The organism is Chryseobacterium sp. SN22 (genome assembly GCF_008329705.1).
Taxonomy (GTDB): domain Bacteria; phylum Bacteroidota; class Bacteroidia; order Flavobacteriales; family Weeksellaceae; genus Chryseobacterium.
Genome location: NZ_VTSX01000003.1, coordinates 213,298 through 232,376 on the forward strand (window position 1 = coordinate 213,298; position 19,079 = coordinate 232,376).

The 19,079-nt window shown below is 40.8% G+C and carries 14 protein-coding genes; 9 read left to right on the forward strand and 5 right to left on the reverse strand.

Annotated features, from left to right (window positions below; genetic code table 11):
- Positions 1-65: 65 nt before the first annotated feature.
- Positions 66-797, reverse strand: coding sequence for a TrmH family RNA methyltransferase (locus FY557_RS03155; RefSeq protein WP_149245830.1), 732 nt, complete (start codon positions 795-797; stop codon positions 66-68).
- On the opposite strand from FY557_RS03155, the gene FY557_RS03160 reads away from it, so the two are divergent.
- On the forward strand, positions 783-3,380 hold the full coding sequence (locus FY557_RS03160) for a BamA/TamA family outer membrane protein (RefSeq protein WP_149245831.1): 2,598 nt from the start codon (positions 783-785) through the stop codon (positions 3,378-3,380). The genes FY557_RS03155 and FY557_RS03160 overlap by 15 nt on opposite strands.
- 463 nt (positions 3,381-3,843) lie before the next feature.
- Here FY557_RS03160 and FY557_RS03165 read toward each other — a convergent pair whose 3' ends face one another.
- Together FY557_RS03165 and FY557_RS03170 are read right to left on the reverse strand one after the other, a co-directional pair.
- Positions 3,844-4,461 (reverse strand): vancomycin high temperature exclusion protein, encoded by a 618-nt coding sequence (locus FY557_RS03165; RefSeq protein WP_149245832.1) that lies wholly within the window; start codon positions 4,459-4,461, stop codon positions 3,844-3,846.
- Entirely contained in the window at positions 4,458-5,582 is a 1,125-nt protein-coding gene (locus FY557_RS03170) for a ferredoxin--NADP reductase (protein WP_149245833.1), read from the reverse strand. The genes FY557_RS03165 and FY557_RS03170 overlap by 4 nt, the downstream gene beginning before the upstream one ends.
- Before the next feature lie 32 nt (positions 5,583-5,614).
- On the opposite strand from FY557_RS03170, the gene FY557_RS03175 reads away from it, so the two are divergent.
- From FY557_RS03175 to FY557_RS03210, 8 genes are all read left to right on the forward strand, one after another.
- Positions 5,615-6,169: a TlpA family protein disulfide reductase gene (locus FY557_RS03175; RefSeq protein ID WP_149245834.1), complete on the forward strand. Its 555-nt coding sequence runs from the start codon at positions 5,615-5,617 to the stop codon at positions 6,167-6,169.
- Positions 6,170-6,188: 19 nt separating this feature from the next.
- Complete coding sequence (locus FY557_RS03180) at positions 6,189-7,160, forward strand: iron ABC transporter permease (protein ID WP_149245835.1); 972 nt, start codon at positions 6,189-6,191, stop codon at positions 7,158-7,160.
- Between the two features lie 466 nt (positions 7,161-7,626).
- Positions 7,627-8,550 carry an ABC transporter ATP-binding protein gene (locus FY557_RS03185; protein WP_149245836.1) on the forward strand — a complete coding sequence of 308 codons (924 nt, stop codon included), beginning with the start codon at positions 7,627-7,629 and terminating at the stop codon, positions 8,548-8,550.
- Between the two features lie 165 nt (positions 8,551-8,715).
- Positions 8,716-9,165: a MarR family winged helix-turn-helix transcriptional regulator gene (locus tag FY557_RS03190; protein ID WP_149245853.1), complete on the forward strand. Its 450-nt coding sequence runs from the start codon at positions 8,716-8,718 to the stop codon at positions 9,163-9,165.
- An 81-nt stretch (positions 9,166-9,246) separates the two neighbouring features.
- Complete coding sequence (locus tag FY557_RS03195; protein ID WP_149245837.1) at positions 9,247-11,640, forward strand: 3-hydroxyacyl-CoA dehydrogenase/enoyl-CoA hydratase family protein; 2,394 nt, start codon at positions 9,247-9,249, stop codon at positions 11,638-11,640.
- Between the two features lie 149 nt (positions 11,641-11,789).
- Positions 11,790-12,968, forward strand: a complete 1,179-nt coding sequence (locus FY557_RS03200) for a thiolase family protein (protein ID WP_149245838.1) — start codon at positions 11,790-11,792, stop codon at positions 12,966-12,968.
- Positions 12,969-13,079: 111 nt separating this feature from the next.
- Positions 13,080-14,858: an acyl-CoA dehydrogenase family protein gene (locus tag FY557_RS03205; RefSeq protein WP_149245839.1), complete on the forward strand. Its 1,779-nt coding sequence runs from the start codon at positions 13,080-13,082 to the stop codon at positions 14,856-14,858.
- Between the two features lie 888 nt (positions 14,859-15,746).
- Positions 15,747-16,193 carry a phosphohydrolase gene (locus FY557_RS03210; RefSeq protein WP_149245840.1) on the forward strand — a complete coding sequence of 149 codons (447 nt, stop codon included), beginning with the start codon at positions 15,747-15,749 and terminating at the stop codon, positions 16,191-16,193.
- 62 nt (positions 16,194-16,255) lie between these two features.
- Here the strand turns inward: FY557_RS03210 and FY557_RS03215 are convergent, their stop codons facing one another.
- The gene (locus FY557_RS03215) at positions 16,256-16,972 is read right to left on the reverse strand and encodes a DUF2490 domain-containing protein (protein ID WP_149245841.1); all 717 of its coding nucleotides are present in this window, start codon (positions 16,970-16,972) and stop codon (positions 16,256-16,258) included.
- Positions 16,973-17,045: 73 nt separating this feature from the next.
- On the reverse strand, positions 17,046-18,857 hold the full coding sequence (locus FY557_RS03220; RefSeq protein ID WP_149245842.1) for a TonB-dependent receptor plug domain-containing protein: 1,812 nt from the start codon (positions 18,855-18,857) through the stop codon (positions 17,046-17,048).
- Positions 18,858-19,079 lie beyond the last annotated feature (222 nt).

Consider the following 19,079-nt stretch of genomic DNA (forward strand, 5'->3'; position numbering starts at 1 on the left):
GTTTTGGAGTCGGAGGACTACAGAGTTGATACTTATTTCTCCTGCTCTAAAGCCCTAAAACTTTATTACTCTCTCACTCTGAAAAGTTGTCCTAAGACAATTCCTGCCGCCATGGAAACATTCAGGCTTTCAGTAGCCTTGGATGTTCCGAATCTCGGAATCATTATGCTTTTCTGAATCAGCCGTTCAGTTTCCGGACGCATCCCATTTCCTTCATTTCCCAAAATTAAATTCATTTTGTGGGGTTTCTCAAAACTGTAAATGTTTTCTCCCTCCATATCAGTTCCGATATTCACGTTTTCCGTCTGTGATAAATATTCCGTCAGATTCGTATAAACAACATTTACCCTGGTAAAAGAACCCATGGTTGCCATAATTACCTTAGGGTTGTAAACATCCACCGTATCTTCGCTGCAGATGATCTGTTCGATGCCAAACCAGTCGGCCAGACGGATGATTGTCCCTAAATTTCCGGGATCCTGGATCCCGTCGAGCACCAGCTGTATATCTTTGTCTTCTGACTTTCCCTGAGGTTCAAGATAGCAGACCGCCACAGAATCTTTAGGATGCTGCAGCATACTGATTTTTTTCAGCTCATTTTCAGAGATATGAGTGATGGGCACGTTCGTATTGCCCAGTTTTTGAGGATCGGTAGAAAATATTTCTTTAATTTTAACCTTAGAATTAAAAAGTTCACAAATGATTTTATTCCCTTCAACCAAAAACAAATCGTATTTTTGTCTGAACTTCTTTTTATCCAAAGACTGTAAAACTTTTATTGTATGAGCTGTAAGCATTATAAGAATTCTCCTCAAAAGTATTATAAAATTATCTCATTTGCAACATTTGTTGGTCTCTTGTATGCGTGCAGTACGACGAAAAAAGTTCCGGACGGCGAATTTTTGCTGGTAAAAAACAATTTTGAGTTTGAGGATAAGAAAGAACCTTTCGACGGCGAACTGAAAGGCTATGTTCAGCAAAAGCCTAATAAAAGGCAGTTTCTTTTCATGCCGCTGAGCCTTTGGCTGTATAATGCGGCGAATCCCAAATACGATACGCTCCTAAATGAATACATGACTTACCCTAATGAAATGAGGAATCAGAAATTAAGGGATTCTCTTTTCATTAAATACAACATGAACAAAGATATCGGGAAAAGCCTTTTCATGGACAGGCTGTATCACAATTGGGGTTCCGCTCCGGTTATTCTCGATCAGACCCGCACTGAGAAAAGTGCGGAATCCATTCAGAAGAGATTAACATACCGAGGATATTGGGATGCTGACGTAAAATATCAGCATGCTTTGGATTCGGCAGCTAAAAAAGCAGCCGTTACCTATTTTATTACCCATAAAGATCCAACTTACATTAAAGATTACTATTATAATATTACAGATAAGGAAGTTAAAAGCATCTATCAGCAGCATTTGACCGAAAGCCTTATCAGAAGAGGACAGATCCTTGATCAGACAGTACTTGAAAAGGAAGTCAACCGGATCAACGATCTGATGAGGGAATACGGGTACTACCGTTTCAATGCGCTTGGCGATGAGGTCGGATTTGTAGCAGACTCTTTAAAAAGCACCAAGCAGGTTCCTGTTGTGATGGAAGTTCATAAAGATTCCCTGGACAGCCCATATAAAAAGTCTACCATTGGAAATATTGATGTAGCCATTGTCGATGACATCAAAGATTTTCCTGCCAATACCAAAAAGGACAGTCTGAGAGGAATCCGTTTTCATAAAGCGGATAATAAATATGATTCCCGGGCGATATGGCGGGCCATTATTGTCGGCAATAAGCAGGTATATGATCAGAAAAAGCTCGATCTTACCAAAAGAAATATTCTGGCGATGAATAATTTCAGCATTCTGAAAGCCAAGGATTCATTGCGGCGAGGCGGCGGTACAAGCCCGAACGACAGTATTGTAGATGTAACCTATATCTTAAAACCACTTCCGAAATATGACCTGAAGGTCGGGATGGACTTAAATTACTCTGAAGTGCTGAACTTCGGGATCTCCCCTTCGGTAGACCTGATCACCAGGAATGTTTTCGGAGGTGCGGAGAACCTTTCCACCAGCCTTTCGGGAACTTTCGGGCGTATCGTGGACCCTAAAGATATCAGCCGGAGAATCTGGGCCTATGAAATCTCAGCCCAGGCCTCACTGAATTTCCCGAGATTATTATTGCCGTTCAATTATTATAAGCTGATTCCAAAGCGTTACAGCCCGACGTCCTCTATTATTTTGGGGGTTTCGGATCAGAATAATATCGGTTTGGGAAGACTGAACTTCAATACCGGCCTGAATTATCTGGCTACGGTAAATGATAAGGTTTCCCACAGGCTGACCCTGTTTAATACCCAACTCAGTTTGACGAAGAATAAAGATGCCTATTACAGCTACTTTACCAGTGACAATGCCATCCGTGAAGAATTTTTCAACGATTATTTTGTCTATAATCCCGGCATTGCCCAGCAGTTTACTTCAGGACAGCTAACCATTGATCAGGTCTCCCAGCAGATTATTAATGATACCGCTTATCTTCAGGGGCTTAATCAGCAGGGACTTGACCGGTATACGGCATTTGTAGGAACGCTGGTCAACAAAGACCGGCAAACCCAGGATGTATTGATTTCCTCCATGATTTATAATTTTATTTATAATGAAATCGGAAAGAAGGATTTCCCCAATGCTTTCTATTTCAGCGGAAAAGTGGAACTGGCAGGAAATATCTTCAGCATTTTCAATCAGAAAAGAAATGAAGGAGGGATTACGACAAGTCCTGAAAGAACTATTTTCAATATTCCGTATGCCCAGTTTGTAAAGTTTGATTTTGATATCAGAAAATACTTTAAATTCGGTGACAATACCCTGGCCCTTCGCCAGTTTATAGGAGTCGGGATTCCTTATGGAAACTCTTCCAACATGCCGGTAATCCGCTCTTATTTCAACGGCGGACCGAATGATATCAGGGCGTGGGTTCCTTTCGGAGGCCTGGGCCCTGCCGATTCCCAGGTGGATGAACGGGTTCGTACCTATATGACAGATAATCTGAAACTCACAACCAATATCGAGTTCAGGGTTCCTTTCAACGATACCTATGAAGGTGCGGTGTTTACGGACATCGGTAATATCTGGAGCCTTAAAAACTACAATGACGGCTACGGGGACGAATTTAAATTCAATAAATTTTTCAGGCAGGTCGGTGTCGGAAGCGGTGTCGGATTAAGGCTGAATATCGCTTACATTAAAGTAAGGCTGGATCTTGCGTATAAAATGTACGAGCCGAACCGACCTGACGGAGAAAGATGGAGATTCAGACATTTTCAGCCGTTTAAGCCGACGCTGAATATCGCTTTCGGATATCCTTTCTAGGCCAATTTATACTTAGGTAAGTGAAAAATTATTCAGGGAAGTAAAAACATCATTTAAATTTTAGCTTTACAATAATCTTGGCAGATGGATTTACATCTGCCAAACTTCTGTTGTAGAATTCAAAAGATAAAAGTGGAATTGACGGTAACGTTTAATATTCACCTTTAAGCAAAGGTTACAATTTCTTTAATTAACGTAAGTAGGTCAAAGAACTAGATTAAACAGTTATAATTGCATATGACTGATAATATAACATCAGTTAGAGCGTTTTTGCAGCGCAGCGGAGAAAAATATATCCGGAACCTTTAAAGTAAGACCTCTGGCTGGTAGTTCAGCAACTTCTCGATACGATTTTTAAAATCTCCCGAAGTAATGGTAGATAAAATATCAAACGTATTTTTTGTTAGTATCAATTCTGTTTCCTCAGGCTAAAATAATCCAGAAATGATTAGAAGATAACATTTTAATCCGGCGAAATTCCCAAGGCAAAATACACTACCGCAACCGTCCTGGCAAGGATTTCCCTAAATTGATTCCGGTAATAGCTTTCCGGTTTCGTGACATCCTGTGCGTCAAAGCCCAGGGCATTCATATTATTGTTTCTGGCAAAAAGAAGTGCCCGCAGATTATGAAATCCCTGGGAAACGATAATCACATTGTCTTTATGGTAAACATCCTTGCAGCGAAGGATACTTTTATAAGTATTGAAACCTTTCGGATCTTCAATAATAATTTCTTCCGGAACACCTTCCTGATAGATCAGATAGGTCTTCATGGCAGCGGGCTCATCATATCCCCTACTCTTTTCTCCGCTCACCAGAATTTTCCGGATTTTTCCGTGATGATACAGCAAAGCAGCAGCATCCATTCTCTTGGTAAAATACGGATTTGATAATCCGGATCTCATTTTAGGGGAAGTTCCAAGGACAAGTGCTACTTCACGGGGAGGAATTTTCGAGATTTTGGTATAGGTTCTGCCATCTGTCAGGGCGAAAACCCAGGCATTGGCAAGGCATATCAACAGAATTCCCATTTCTATCGATATGAATATAAGATTAAATATGTTTTTTATTATTCTCAACTAAGATCAAAGTTAAGCTTTATTTTCATGCTTTTCGCAATCGACATACAAGCTAAAATATGTCTTTTTTCTTCTTCCTTTTCCGTTAAATATTCATTTTCCAGCAATTCTACTTCGCCTTCTTCCAAAATACATTCGCAGCTTCCGCAAATCCCTGATTTACAGGAATAAGGTACAGGAAATCTTTGAATTAACAACTGCTGGAGAATTTTATCTTTATTGTCCGGTAATGTGGTACCATAGGCCTTACCCAGCAAATTGAAATCCACTTTTATATTTTCAATAAACGGAAAGTCTTTTTCCACCGGATAGATGTCATCATTAAATTCTTCAAACAGTTCAAAGTGAATATTTTTCTTGGGAATCCCGTGATGGTAGCAGGCATTGGCCAACGTTTTGATCATCTCCCCTTTTCCACAGATCAGCACTTCATCTACGGCATCCCAGATCGTCGATTCCTCATCAGTTTCGTCCAGATGGAGGATCTGATTGATGATTAGGCTCAGCTTTTTATCATCCAGCCTGCCGTGAAAGAAACTGTTGGATGTTTTTTCCCGTGAATAGAAATAAAAAATCTGCAGCCGGTTATTGTATTGTTCAGCAAGATCATCCAGCTCGTCCCTGAAGATCAGGTCTTCGGAACTGGTGTTTCCGAAAAACAGGAACAGCCTTGTCCTCGGCTCATTATGAAGGATATTCTTAAAGTGGCTTAAAACAGGAGTAATTCCGATTCCTGCCGCAAAACCTACAATGGTCCTGAATTCGCTAGGCTTGGAAACCAGTGTAAATCTTCCCGTAGGCTCGCTTACCCAGAGTTCATCATCTTGCTGATAATTTTCAAACAGCTGTGCGGCGGCTCCTTCAGGAGAATTGATTTTGATTCCCAGGGCTATTTTCTGTTCATAAGGCGCTGAGGTCATTGAGTAATCATTGATTACACTCTCATCCTGAGCCTGAAATTTTATGCTGACAAACTGTCCTGCTTCAAACTTAAATCTTTCCTTCAGGTGCTCGGGAATTTCAAATTCCAGGGAAAAAGTATTTTTGGTAAGTTCTTCCTTTTTCGCTATTTTTAACCGATGAAACTGCGTCAGTTTCCCTTTATAGATGTGTTGTTCCATAACTTCAACTCAAAAATAAATAAAAAATAATTATGAAGAAGATAATTTTGTCCATGCTGGTTCTTTTTGCCGTGTCAAGCTGTAAAAAAGAAAGCCAGACAACAGAAGAAAATTCGGGATCAGCAGATTCTGCAGCAGTTTCTCAAAAGGCTGAAACTCCCAATGTTGAATTAAAAGAAATTTCACAGCAGGAGCTGGTTAGTCATTTATCTAAGAAAAACGACACACTGTATGTCACCAATTTTTTTGCAACGTGGTGCGGTCCGTGCATGATGGAAATTCCGCATTTTAAGAAAAAGATCAGCGAGCTTAATGCCAAACCCGTGAAATTTACTTTTGTGGATATTCTGGATAAAGCCGCCTGGAAAGATAAAGTGCCGGCATTTGCAAAGGAAAACGGGCTGGAAAACCATATCGTTCTGGTGGATGAATCTAAATTCGACAATACTTTCTTTTCTAATTTTGAAACCTGGAAAGGCAACGGAATTCCTTTTACCTATTTCAGAAAGGGCAATAAAACTGATGAAATTGAAGGTTCCATGTCCGAAGAAATGCTGAATGAAAAAATTAATGCATTCCTAAAATAATCCGCCTACCATTTAAAGAATGTCTTATCAATTCAAAATTCTGTGTTTCTTTTTACTGATTGCGATCCTGATCATGGCAGCCATTAATCTGAACACAGGATTTTTAAGTTTAAATATCAATGATTTTTGGGGAAATGCTTTAAACAGCCAGATTGCAGAAATCCGTGTCAACCGGGTTCTGGTCATGCTGCTTGCAGGAATTTCCATTCCGACCTCCGGTTTCCTTATGCAGGAATATTTTCAGAATCCTCTTGCGGGGCCGGATATTTTAGGAATAACCTCTGTAGCAAGTTTGTCGGTCGCTTTCTATATCTTTTTTTCTCATGATATTCTTCTGCCGGAATTCCTTCAGAACAGCTTCTTAAGTTTATCCGCCATTGCCGGAAGCTTACTGCTGATGCTTGTTTTGCTATCGATATCAAAGCGGTTCCAGGATAAATCCTATCTCGTTATTTTCGGTTTCCTGGTTTCGGCATTTGCCGGAGCTATTGTTTCACTGCTCCAGTTTTATGCGGAAAACCAAAGCCTTAAGAACTATATCCTGTGGTCTTTCGGAGCAAACAACATGGTCTCGCGGAATCAGATCTATGTTTTATCCGTTTTGATTGCAGCCGGATTATGGATCTGCTTCAACACCATCAAACCGTTGATCGGTAATTCTTTAGGGACTTCTTATGCTCAGAGCCTGGGCGTCAACCTAAACCGGCTGAAGATCGGTATTATCGTCGCGTCTTCCCTGCTTTCAGCTTCTGTAACTGCTTTTTTAGGCCCTATCCTTTTTATCGGTATTATTGTACCGCATTTCTGCCGTTTGATCTATAATCCTTCCCGGCTTTGGCAGCAGTGGATACTGAATATGTTTCTGGGAATGCTGATGATGCTCTTATTCTCCGTGATTGCAGAAAAAACACAGATCCCTCTGAATGTGATCAGTTCGGTGTTCGGAATCCCGGTGATCCTCGTGATGCTTTTGAAACAGAATAAAGTGTAAAGGTTGGAATAGCTGTTAATTTTATCCCTCGCAGATTTTAAAAATTGCCCAGGATGTTTAAGAATATTTTAATAATAAAGTACATTCAGCAGTTTATTATTCCGCATAAATCCAGCTCAATTTTTAGAAATGGTTTCGAGAAGACAAATTAAAATGTATATTTTTGAATAGTGATGATGAATATAAATATAATACAGAAACAACTGATCATTGCAAACATTATTTTGTTTGTAGTAAGCTGTCTGTTTTTAGAGTATTCAAAGATATTCAGAATGGATCAGGAAAAACATTGGATATATTCATTCAGTCATAATTGGTGGTTCATGATAGCAGTACCCTCAGCATTTTCCGGGTCCTTAATCTCAGGAGCATATAGTTTATGGAAAGTCACAAAGCATAAATTGATGTATTTTATTTTTAGTATGCTTCCTCTTATAATTTTTATCCTAATTGTTTCCATTTCGTTATGCATCTAAAAATCCAGCAAGCAGACATCGGCTACCATACCACCTTAATTTCAAAGGCAGATACCCATTTGAATCTGGGAGAAGTATGCCTTTTGATTGGAAGTAACGGCGTAGGGAAAACAACACTGATCAAATCCATCTTACATCAGATTCCCTTGTTAAGCGGAGACATTTTCATTAAAGGCAAAAGCATCAGACACTTTTCCGTTAAGGAAATTGCGGAACAGATTGCCGTGGTTCTTTCGACATCTCCGATTCCGCAGAATTATACCGTTGAAGACCTGATCTCATTGGGAAAATATATTTATTATCCTTTTTATTTTGAACTAAAAAAAGAAGACCGGGAAGAAGTTTCCCATATTATCCGGGAACTGAATCTGTCACACCACAAACATACCCTGCTGAAAAACCTTTCAGATGGTAACCTTCAGAAAGCATTCATCGGAAGAGCCATTACTCAGAATTCCCCGGTTATTATCCTGGATGAACCGACGACCCATCTGGATGAAAAGAATAAAATTATCATTCTTAAAACACTCAGGAAACTGGCCAAAGAGCAAAACAGACTGATCCTCTTTTCTTCCCACGACTGGCGGCTGGCCAAAGAGTTTGCCGATAAGATCTGGTATGTCAAAGAAAGCGTCTTATATTCTGGGATCGTGGAAGATATTCTGCTAAGACATGACGAACTGCTCAACCCTACCCTGTTTGAGATCAACGAAAATTTCGTACCTCCGGCAATTAAAGCACCGGATGCTTATAAAGAAATGCTGTACTCCCTGCTTCAGAAAAACTTTCAGAAAGACCTTTCAGCCCTTCAGTTCGAATTCATAAATGGCATTTGGTGGATTACTGTTGAATCATCAATAAAGAAATGCGAATCTTTTGAAGAAATTATTAAATTGGTGAAAACCATTCATTAATACAGGCTTTCAATTGAATAAGTCATATATTATGCATGCATAATATTATGCGTATCATATAATTTAACGTTCTCATTTTCATTTTATTAACAAATTTTAACTCAAATAAATACTATGCATGCATAATATTTGCTAAATTTGGGTAAAACCTTTTCAGTAAGAATGATGGATAATAATAAGGAAAAAATAGAAAACGTAGATTTAATTTTAAAACAGACCTGGCTAGCTGTTTCCAAAATGTACACCGAATTGGCTCAGGAGCACGATTCTACGGCAGTTCAGGCCCTTACTCTTTTAAAAATAGATCCGAAAGAAGGAACAAGAAGTACAAATCTCGGTCCGAAAATGGCGATCGAACCGACTTCCCTCACCAGAATTATCAAGCTTCTGGAAGACAATGGTTATATCTACAAAGAAAAGACCACTACCGATAAGCGTGAAGTCATCATTAAACTCACAGACAAAGGTTTGAATTCCAGAAACATGTCCAAAGAAGTGGTGGTAAACTTCAATAAGAAGGTCATGGAGAAAATCTCTCCCGACAAATTGGACACCTTTAAAGAAGTCATGAGTGAAATCATGAAAATCGCGTCTGATATTAATAACAGAAAATAAGCTTGTGATTCCGCAGCAGATCATATACGGAATTGAACACGCACACTATATTTTACAGATAATAACTAAAAATAAATATTAATGAAAAGAAGAATCAAACACGTAACCGTTCTTGGTTCGGGGATTATGGGCAGCGGTATTGCAGCGCACTTTGCCAATATCGGCGTTCAGGTTTCGTTGCTGGACATCGTTCCTTTTGAACTGACTGAAGCAGAACAGAAGAAAGGTCTGACCAAAGATAATAAAGCGGTAAGAAACAGAATTGCTTCCGAAAACTTTGAGAAACTTAAGAAAGCAAGTCCGGCCCTGCTCTATTCACCGAAATTCGCAGAAAGGATCACCGTCGGAAACTTTGACGATGACCTGCCTAAAATAAAAAATACGGATTGGATCATTGAGGTGGTCGTTGAAAAACTGGACATCAAGAAATCCGTTTACGAAAAAATAGAACAGTTCAGAAAACCGGGAACATTAATTTCTTCCAATACCTCCGGAATTCCTATTCACTTTTTAACGGAAGAAAGAAGCGAAGATTTTAAACAGTATTTTGCAGGAACGCATTTCTTTAATCCAGTGCGTTACCTTCCATTACTTGAGGTGATCCCAACCAACGATACCTTACCGGAAGTCATCGAATTCTATATGAATTACGGGGCAAAGTTCCTTGGAAAAACAACCGTTCTGGCTAAAGATACCCCAGCATTTATTGCCAACCGAATCGGAGTATTTTCGATGATGGATCTGCTTCATAACGTACAGAAATTAGGTTTAACTGTTTCAGAAGTTGATAAACTGACAGGTCCTGTGATCGGCCGCCCGAAGTCAGCGACCTTCAGAACAGCGGATGTCGTTGGTCTGGATACTTTGGTGATGGTGGCCAACGGCGTCCGTCAGAGCGGTGTGGAAGCTAATAACTTCAACGATGTATTTGCCCTTCCGGGTTACATCCAGAAAATGGCAGACAACAAATGGCTGGGTTCCAAAACACAGCAGGGCTTTTATAAGAAGGTAAAAAATGCAGATGGCAAATCCGAAATCCACGGGTTGAACCTTGATACCATGGAATATGAGCTGCAGGGCAAATCTTCCTTCCCGACCCTGGAACTCACTAAAAATATAGATAAGCCGATCGACCGTTTCAAAGTGTTAATCGGTGGAAAAGATAAAGCGGGAGAACTTTACAGAAAATCATTTGGTGCATTATTCGCTTACGTTTCGCATAAAGTTCCGGAAATTTCCGATGAGGTTTACAAGATCGATGATGCCATGAAGGCCGGGTTCGGCTGGGAAAACGGTCCGTTTGAAATCTGGGATGCCGTCGGCGTTCAGAAAGGCATCGAGCTGGCTCAGGATGCCGGCTACGAAGTGTCCGACTGGGTGAAGAATGTGGAAACTTTCTATAAAGTAAATGAAGACGGACAAAGCATTTATGTTGATAAAAACTCCGGCGAATACAGCAAGATTCCGGGACAGGATTCAATTATCATTTTAGATAACATCCGGAAAAACAAAACCCTTTGGAGCAACTCCGGAGCGGCAATTGAAGATCTGGGCGACGGAATCATCAACTTTGAAATCCGGTCCAAAATGAATTCTTTAGGCGGCGAGGTACTGGACGGATTAAACCGTGCCATCGACCTGGCTGAAAAAGAATACGATGGTCTTGTCATCGGTAACCAGGGAACCAACTTCTCGGTGGGTGCCAACTTGGCGATGATTTTAATGATGGCCATCGAACAGGATTGGGATGATCTGAATATGGCGATCGCTTATTTCCAGAAGTCAATGATGCGGGTTCGTTACTCCTCTATTCCGGTTGTGGTTGCTCCTCACGGAATGACTTTAGGCGGTGGATGTGAGATGACGATGCATGCCGACCGCGTGGTTGCTGCAGCAGAAACCTATATCGGACTGGTTGAAACCGGTGTCGGAGTAATTCCCGGCGGTGGCGGTACGAAAGAGCTTACCCTGAGAACATCGAGGGAATTCCATAAAGATGACGTTAAAAACAACCGTCTTCGTGAAGCTTTCATGAATATTGCCATGGGTAAAGTGGCCACTTCTGCCTACGAAGCTTATGATATGGGAATTCTTGAGCATGGAAAAGACATCGTTTCCGTAGATAAGAGAAACCAGGTGATGACGGCGAAAATGCTGGCAAAAAGCCTTGCCGAACATGGCTACACCCAGCCTATCGAGCAGAAAGTAAAAGTTTTGGGTAAAGATGCACTCGGGATGTTCTATGTAGGAACCGACCAGATGCTTACCGGAAATTATATTTCTGAACATGATAAGAAGATTGCCGATAAACTGGCTAATGTAATGGTCGGAGGAAATCTTTCCGAAGAAACGGTGGTTACCGAGCAGTATTTGCTGAATCTCGAAAGGGAAACCTTCCTGCAGCTTTGCGGTGAAAGAAAGACATTGGAAAGAATCCAGTACATGTTACAGAATGGAAAACCGTTGAGAAACTAAAAGCTTCGAAGGAGCTATCTGTTAATAGTTAAGATTTAGATTAAATAAGCCCTATCTATGGAGCCAAGCAAACGACAAAAGAAAAACTATTAACAGCTTGCCTTGCTGAGACAAATATTCTCAAAAACAATTTTTAATTAAACAAAAATATGAAAACAGCATATATAGTAAAAGGTTTCAGAACGGCCGTTGGAAAAGCGCCGAAAGGAAGTTTACGATTTACCCGTCCGGACGTGATGGCAGCTACGGTTATTGAAAAATTAATGGCTGAGCTTCCGCAGCTGGATAAGAACAGGATCGATGACCTGATCGTAGGAAATGCGATGCCGGAAGCCGAACAGGGACTTAACGTGGCCCGTCTGATTTCCCTGATGGGTCTGAATACCGACAAAGTTCCGGGAGTAACGGTTAACCGGTACTGCGCATCCGGAAGCGAAGCGATCGCCATTGCTTCCGCAAAAATTCAGGCAGGAATGGCCGACTGCATTATCGCCGGCGGTACTGAATCCATGTCTTATATTCCTATGGGCGGCTACAAGCCGGTTCCGGAAACAGATATTGCGAAAACTAATCCTGATTATTATTGGGGTATGGGCTATACGGCGGAAGAAGTAGCCAAGCAATATAACATTAGCAGAGAAGAACAGGACGAGTTTGCTTTCGAATCACATCGAAAAGCTTTAAAAGCAAACCTGGAAGGCCGCTTTGCCAGCCAGATCGTTCCGATTCCGGTAGAATATAATTTTTTGGATGAAAACCAGAAAATACAGACCAAGAAGTTTGACTTTGCTGTAGATGAAGGCCCAAGGGCTGATACTTCCCTGGAAGGCCTTGCGAAGCTGAAGCCTGTGTTTGCCAATGGCGGAAGCGTAACCGCCGGAAACTCCTCGCAAATGAGTGACGGAGCAGCTTTTGTCGTGGTGATGAGCGAAGAAATGGTAAAAGAATTAGGACTGCAGCCGGAAGCCAGGTTGGTTTCTTACGCTGCTGCCGGTCTTGAGCCGAGAATTATGGGAATGGGTCCGCTTTACGCAATTCCAAAAGCTTTGAAACAGGCCGGACTGGAACTCAAGGACATTGAGCTGATCGAGATGAATGAAGCTTTTGCCTCCCAATCCGTAGCCATTAAGAAAGAACTGGATCTAAATCCTGATATTTTAAACGTTAATGGAGGCGCCATAGCCTTAGGCCACCCGCTTGGATGTACCGGAACCAAACTGACGGTTCAGCTGCTGGATGAAATGAGAAAGCGCGGAAACAAATACGGCTTGGTAACTATGTGTGTGGGAACCGGCCAGGGAGCTGCCAGTGTTTTTGAATTGCTTTAATAAGAAAAAAGAAACAGATCAGGCAGAGCCAAATCATGCAGCTTTTATAGTGGATTAAAAAGTCGATTGATTCTGCATTTACAATTTAAAATTAAATAACAACAGTATTAAATGGGAAATATAGTAAAAGGTGGTGAATTCCTGATCAGGGAAATTCCTGCAAATGAAATCTTCAGTCTTGAAGAACTGAATGAAGAACAGAAAATGCTTCGCGATTCGGCGAAAGAATTTATAGACCGTGAAGTCGTTCCGCAAAAAGAACGTTTTGAGAAAAAGGATTACGCACTTACAGAAGAAGTGATGCGTAAGCTCGGAGAAATGGGGATGCTGGGAATTGCTGTCCCTGAAGCTTACGGAGGTCTGGGCATGGGATTTGTAACGACGATGCTGGCCTGCGACTATCTTTCAGGAGCTACAGGATCTTTAGCAACCGCTTACGGCGCGCATACCGGAATCGGAACCCTCCCGATCGTGCTTTACGGAACGGAGGCACAAAAACAGAAATACCTTCCGGACCTGGCAGCCGGAACAAAATTCGGAGCGTATTGCTTAACGGAGCCGGATGCAGGTTCTGATGCCAATTCAGGGAAAACACGAGCAAAATTGTCTGAAGATGGAAAACACTACATCATCAACGGACAAAAAATGTGGATTTCCAATGCAGGATTTGCCGATACTTTTACTTTATTCGCTAAAGTTGATGATGATAAAAACATCACCGGTTTTGTGATCAACCGTTCCGAACTGGAAAATCCGGAAAGCCTGACGTTTGGTGAGGAAGAGCACAAACTGGGAATCCGGGCATCTTCTACCCGGCAGGTTTTCTTCAACGACATGAAAGTTCCGGTGGAAAACCTTTTAGGCGAAAGAAACAACGGTTTCAAAATTGCGTTGAATGCATTGAATGTAGGCCGTATTAAGCTGGCGGCAGCGTGTCTGGATGCCCAGAGAAGGATTTTAAACCATTCCATTCAGTATTCAAACGAGAGAAAACAGTTCGGCGTTTCTATTTCCACTTTCGGAGCGATCAGAAAGAAAATTGCTGAAATGGCAACCGGCGTTTATGTGAGTGAAGCCGGTTCATACAGAGCCGCAAAAGATATCCAGGATAAAATTGATGAATTGGTAGCCGGCGGAATGGACCATCAGGCAGCAGAGCTGAAAGGCGTGGAAGAATTTGCCGTGGAATGTTCTATTCTGAAAGTTTTTGTTTCAGATTTAGCTCAGCACACGGCGGATGAAGGAATCCAGGTATACGGTGGAATGGGATTCTCTGAAGATACCCCAATGGAAGCGGCGTGGAGAGATTCAAGGATTTCAAGGATTTACGAAGGAACAAACGAAATCAACAGGCTGCTTGCTGTAGGAATGCTGATTAAAAGAGCCATGAAAGGAGAACTGGACCTGTTATCTCCGGCAATGGCTATCGGTAAAGAACTGATGGGAATTCCTTCATTCGACGTTCCGGATTATTCGGCTTTTATGAGTGAGGAAAAGGCCATTATCGCTAACCTGAAAAAGGTATTCCTGATGGTTTCCGGAGCAGCACTTCAGAAATACATGATGGATATTGAAAAACAGCAGCACCTCCTGCTGAATGCTTCTGAAATCCTGAACCAGATCTATATGGCTGAATCTACAATATTAAGGGCCGAAAAACATTCCGCTCCCGAATCTATAGAAGCGGCAATGGCCCAGCTGAATCTCTACAAAGCCGTTGAAAAAATTATCGTTGCCGCTAAAGAAGGAATTGTTTCTTTTGCGGAAGGCGATGAACAGCGAATGATGCTTTCCGGACTGAGAAGGTTTACCAAATACACCAACCATCCGAATGTAGTGGCATTAACAGAGAAAATTGCTGCCCACTACATCAATAAAGGAACTTATTAGTCTTTTATATATAAATTTGATTTCAAAGCGTCTCAATCATTTGAGGCGTTTTTTTATTTGTATGTAAAACTTAAAGTAGAATTCAGACTAATTGGCTGAAAGATGATAATAGAAGCCGGAAGGCTTTCCAACGAATCTTACAGCGAAGACTGAAGATTAAATGGTATTGTTTAATAAATCATCAGATCTCCTAAGATATTTAGAAAAACTAAGCTGAGCTCGCAGGCAAAGAAGGCGTTAAAACCGTTTACCGCACAGATTGATAGAATTTGTATAAGATGCCTACCGCAAAACCTGCAGGTGCCCGTAAATATTCCGGCCTGAAAGACAGCAGAACCGATCAAACGGATTAGAGAATGCTGAATCCCATGAAATCCAAAGAATCCCAAAGAAAAAAATATGACATTCTGCCTAAGTTTAAAAATAAATAACATGAACCCGAAGTGAAAACCGGGTTAACCTGTTGGAAAGGGAATGCTGGAAGCTGGAACTTTTTAATGAATATCATAGCGAAAGGTTTCAGGATAAAATGATGTTATTCCATACACCATTAAGATCTAAAATACTGAAAAATTGAACTGGGTCCTGCTGTAAGCAGACCGCTGAATAAAATCTTTGATTTTATTTCCATTAAACCTTAAGCTCTTCCTACTTCTTAATGGTTCAAACTGTATTCCGGCCGGCTTTTTTAACTGACTGTGAATAAATATTATTAAACTTAAATTAAATAAACTGGTTTTTTTAGTTTAAAAGGGAATCTATTTCAAAAAATTGAATTCAGTCGGTTAATAGAAAGATGTAGCAAATTAAAATTCAATTAAAATAATAGATAAAAAATAACCTGAAATTTTGAAGCATTTTTTATTTTTGCAGTCTACTGTAAAGATAATGACAAAAGAAGAACTGCTCAACAGAGCCATAAAAATAGCCGACAAAGCACATAAAGGACAGACCGATAAATACCATGCTCCATACATTGCTCACGTCATGCGCGTTATGGAATACGGAAAGACGCTGGATGAAAAAATTGTAGGCGTACTGCACGATGTGGTGGAAGACCATCCTCAGGAATTTAGCCTGGACTACCTGCGTGACGAAGGCTTCCCCGAATATATCATTTTTGCCATCAGCTGCCTGACCAAATTCGACCCTGATGAAGAATATGACGATTTTGTGAAAAGGACAGAAAGATCACCGCTTGCCGTTGCCGTAAAGCTTAATGACCTCCGTGATAATATGGACCTGAGAAGGGTAAACCGGGAGCTGACGCCGAAAGACATCAAAAGGTTCAACAAATATCTGAAAGCCTATCATTACCTTACTGAAAAATATTAAAAATAAATCCTCCACAGCGGTAACTGTGGAGGATTTGTATTTTATTAAAACCGATGACGTTATTAATCGGCACCCGGGAAATGGTATGTTCTGGCCGGCGGGTCGGTATCGTCGATGTTGATGTTTAAAGCCAGGTAAATAAAATGGAAATTCTTATTTCCTTTCGCTTCAAATTCCCTCTGCATCAGATAACCGCCCAATACCCCGAAATGCTCGTCGATCTGGTACCCAAGGCCTCCATAAATCCTGTTTCTTGCGAATGACGGTTTGTTGGGAGAAACTATAAAGATTTCGTCATACACATTGGCAAAAAGGGTTTTCGGACCGATCTTTTTCGCATTCAGCGGAACAGAAATGTTCAGACGGTACCGGTAACGCATTCTCTCTGAGCTTTTATCCGTCTGCGGTTCATAAAACCATGATTTCTCAGCTCGTAACCGGTTCTCAAATTTAACAATCCCTTTTTTAAAATCAATTACGTCCTGCAACCAGACCCTGAATTCTTCCCTGTTGATGACATGCTCTTTATACGTTGCGTACCTTCCCAATCCGATAAAGGGTTTATGATTTTTCGTCAGGTTGTAGCCCAATCCTCCTTTTATTTCATAATAGTCGGGATAGGTATATTCTTCAATCCCTCTCGACTGTCCTTCCAGATAAAGGAAAAATTTCGGATGAAATTTATAAGTTACTGTAAGTGCATTGAAGCTGGAAATATGTTCCTGTGCTTTAAAAAATGTCATGCTCAATAATAAGCCCAAACTTATAAACAGTCTCATCTAAAAAATTTTTGCAAATGTAGATGAATTAACAATTTCGTAATATTAACTTTAATTCATTATTCATTAACATTTACTTAATATTGATATTATAAGAAAAACCCAAATGAAACCATCGTTGCGGCATCTGTACTCCGAAAGTTTCTGTATAATAGGTATTTGTAATATTGTTAACCAGAATATAAACGGAAAAGTCTTTCTTAATGAAACTTAGTTTTTCATCAACCAGATTATAGCTTCCGTTATTCAGTCTTTCATTATACCTATAAGCGACTTCATTGGTAAAACTTTTAAGGAACCTTGTTTCTAATTTTGCAATAAACTGATGCTTCAAATTATCCAGCGCATATCGTGCTAAAAAATCAACCGGCTGATTGATTTTATTATCCAGATAGGTATAACCGACTGTATATTTCAGCCAGTTATTTACGCGGTGGTTCAGTTCGGCTTCGATCCCTTTAATAGTCGTATTGCCGATATTCTGGGCAGACCAGAAGGTATCGCTCTCATTAATTTTGGTCCAGTCGATCGCGTCATGCGTATCTCTCAGGAAAGCGCTGACCTTAACCAGGATATTTTTTGTCTGATATTGGTATCCTATTTCGGTATATACTGCATTCTCAGGTCGAAGATCCGGATTGCCACGTTCAGTTTTACTGCTGTAATAAAGATCGGTAAAAGTCGGTACACGGTGCACCCTGGCAATATTTCCGTAAATTTTATTGTTTTGGTTAAAGGTGAATCCAATGTCCAGACCCGGATAGAAAAAATTTCCTTCTTTGGAATAGTTGGCCCAGGAAATTCCCGGACTGATGTTTAATTTTTTATCAAGTAAAGAAAAATGATGCTCGAAAAATACCTGTGAAACGAAACGGTTTCTGTTACCCAGGTTATTGCTGGCAAGAAATTCCTTTCTCAGTTCTACACCAACCCCGGTAGTTCCCAGTCCCCATTCATATGCAGAGTTTACTTCTCCGCCCACATTGTTTCCAATATGCATATTGCGGTATATTTCCGGTATGGCCCTGTTGAACAGATACATATCCTGACCCCTTCTCCAATAGACATTTGAGTTCAGTTTTAGCTGCCCAAACTTCTGTTGGTGGGCAAGGCTTAGTACCGAAGCTTGGGTTTCCTCATACTGCTCCGTTGCTGTTTTGGATGCATAAAATCCGTTTGCCCCGAACTTCTTCTCCGAAAATCCTGCCTGCAGCCTCAGGTCTCCGTCTTTTATATTAAGTTTGCTTTGATAAAAAACATTCCGGATTTCGTAGTCCGTATTGTATATATATCCCTGGGAACTTGCAGAATTGGTTTGTAGGGAATTTGAAAACTTCTCATTTCCCAGCTGGGCGTTCAGTCCTAAGCCATACGTCCCAAAATCCCCGGCTTCCGCACTTATTTTTACCCTTTTTCCCGGATTGGTCTTCGTAATCACGTTGATAACGCCGGCATAGGCATTCTGTCCGAAACGTCTTGCGGCTGGCCCTTTGATTACCTCGATCCTTTCTACATCATCGAGGTCTACCGGAAGATTCATGGAATTATGCCCCGTCTGGGAATCGTTCATCCTGATTCCGTTTAACAGCAGCAGCACCTGCTCGAAGGAACTTCCCCGAAAGCCGATATCACTTTGTACCCCATTGGCTCCCCGTCTCCTGATGTCCATCCCGGGAACCAGCTGCAGAATTTCATCAATGCTTTTTGCGGGAGAATTTACGATCTCCTCTCTGGTGATGATCGTAATATTCTGGTTCGCCGTTTTGTAAGGGGTGGAAAAAAGCTTTCCCTGGACTTCGATGGTTTCAATATCCGTTGCTTTTTCCTGCGCCTGGATGAAAAACAGAGCACCTAGGAAAAAAATACTCCCAGCTTTTTTAATCATAATTTCGGGTTTATTCTCAGTTAGTTTTGTAATCCCAAAAGTAGTGGAGTTCCCGAACACAGGCAAATGATAGTTGTCATAAAAAAAGGATGCGATAAAATCACATCCCGGGAATTATAGTAGTTATCTTTTTCTCATTAAATGTGTAACCAGATCTCTAAATAATTTTCTCATATCTAAATTACCTATTTATCAATACAATTTTAATACATTTTCCATTAC

Bases quoted from the DNA above. Each gene is read 5' to 3' on its own strand.
- FY557_RS03155 (WP_149245830.1), bottom strand. From the start codon at position 797: ATGCTTACAGCTCATACAATAAAAGTTTTACAGTCTTTGGATAAAAAG.
- FY557_RS03210 (WP_149245840.1), top strand. From the start codon at position 15,747: ATGACAAAAGAAGAACTGCTCAACAGAGCCATAAAAATAGCCGACAAA.
- FY557_RS03180 (WP_149245835.1), top strand. From the start codon at position 6,189: ATGTCTTATCAATTCAAAATTCTGTGTTTCTTTTTACTGATTGCGATC.
- FY557_RS03170 (WP_149245833.1), bottom strand. From the start codon at position 5,582: ATGGAACAACACATCTATAAAGGGAAACTGACGCAGTTTCATCGGTTA.
- FY557_RS03185 (WP_149245836.1), top strand. From the start codon at position 7,627: ATGCATCTAAAAATCCAGCAAGCAGACATCGGCTACCATACCACCTTA.
- FY557_RS03160 (WP_149245831.1), top strand. From the start codon at position 783: ATGAGCTGTAAGCATTATAAGAATTCTCCTCAAAAGTATTATAAAATT.
- FY557_RS03190 (WP_149245853.1), top strand. From the start codon at position 8,716: ATGGATAATAATAAGGAAAAAATAGAAAACGTAGATTTAATTTTAAAA.
- FY557_RS03175 (WP_149245834.1), top strand. From the start codon at position 5,615: ATGAAGAAGATAATTTTGTCCATGCTGGTTCTTTTTGCCGTGTCAAGC.
- FY557_RS03220 (WP_149245842.1), bottom strand. From the start codon at position 18,857: ATGATTAAAAAAGCTGGGAGTATTTTTTTCCTAGGTGCTCTGTTTTTC.
- FY557_RS03205 (WP_149245839.1), top strand. From the start codon at position 13,080: ATGGGAAATATAGTAAAAGGTGGTGAATTCCTGATCAGGGAAATTCCT.
- FY557_RS03195 (WP_149245837.1), top strand. From the start codon at position 9,247: ATGAAAAGAAGAATCAAACACGTAACCGTTCTTGGTTCGGGGATTATG.
- FY557_RS03215 (WP_149245841.1), bottom strand. From the start codon at position 16,972: ATGAGACTGTTTATAAGTTTGGGCTTATTATTGAGCATGACATTTTTT.
- FY557_RS03200 (WP_149245838.1), top strand. From the start codon at position 11,790: ATGAAAACAGCATATATAGTAAAAGGTTTCAGAACGGCCGTTGGAAAA.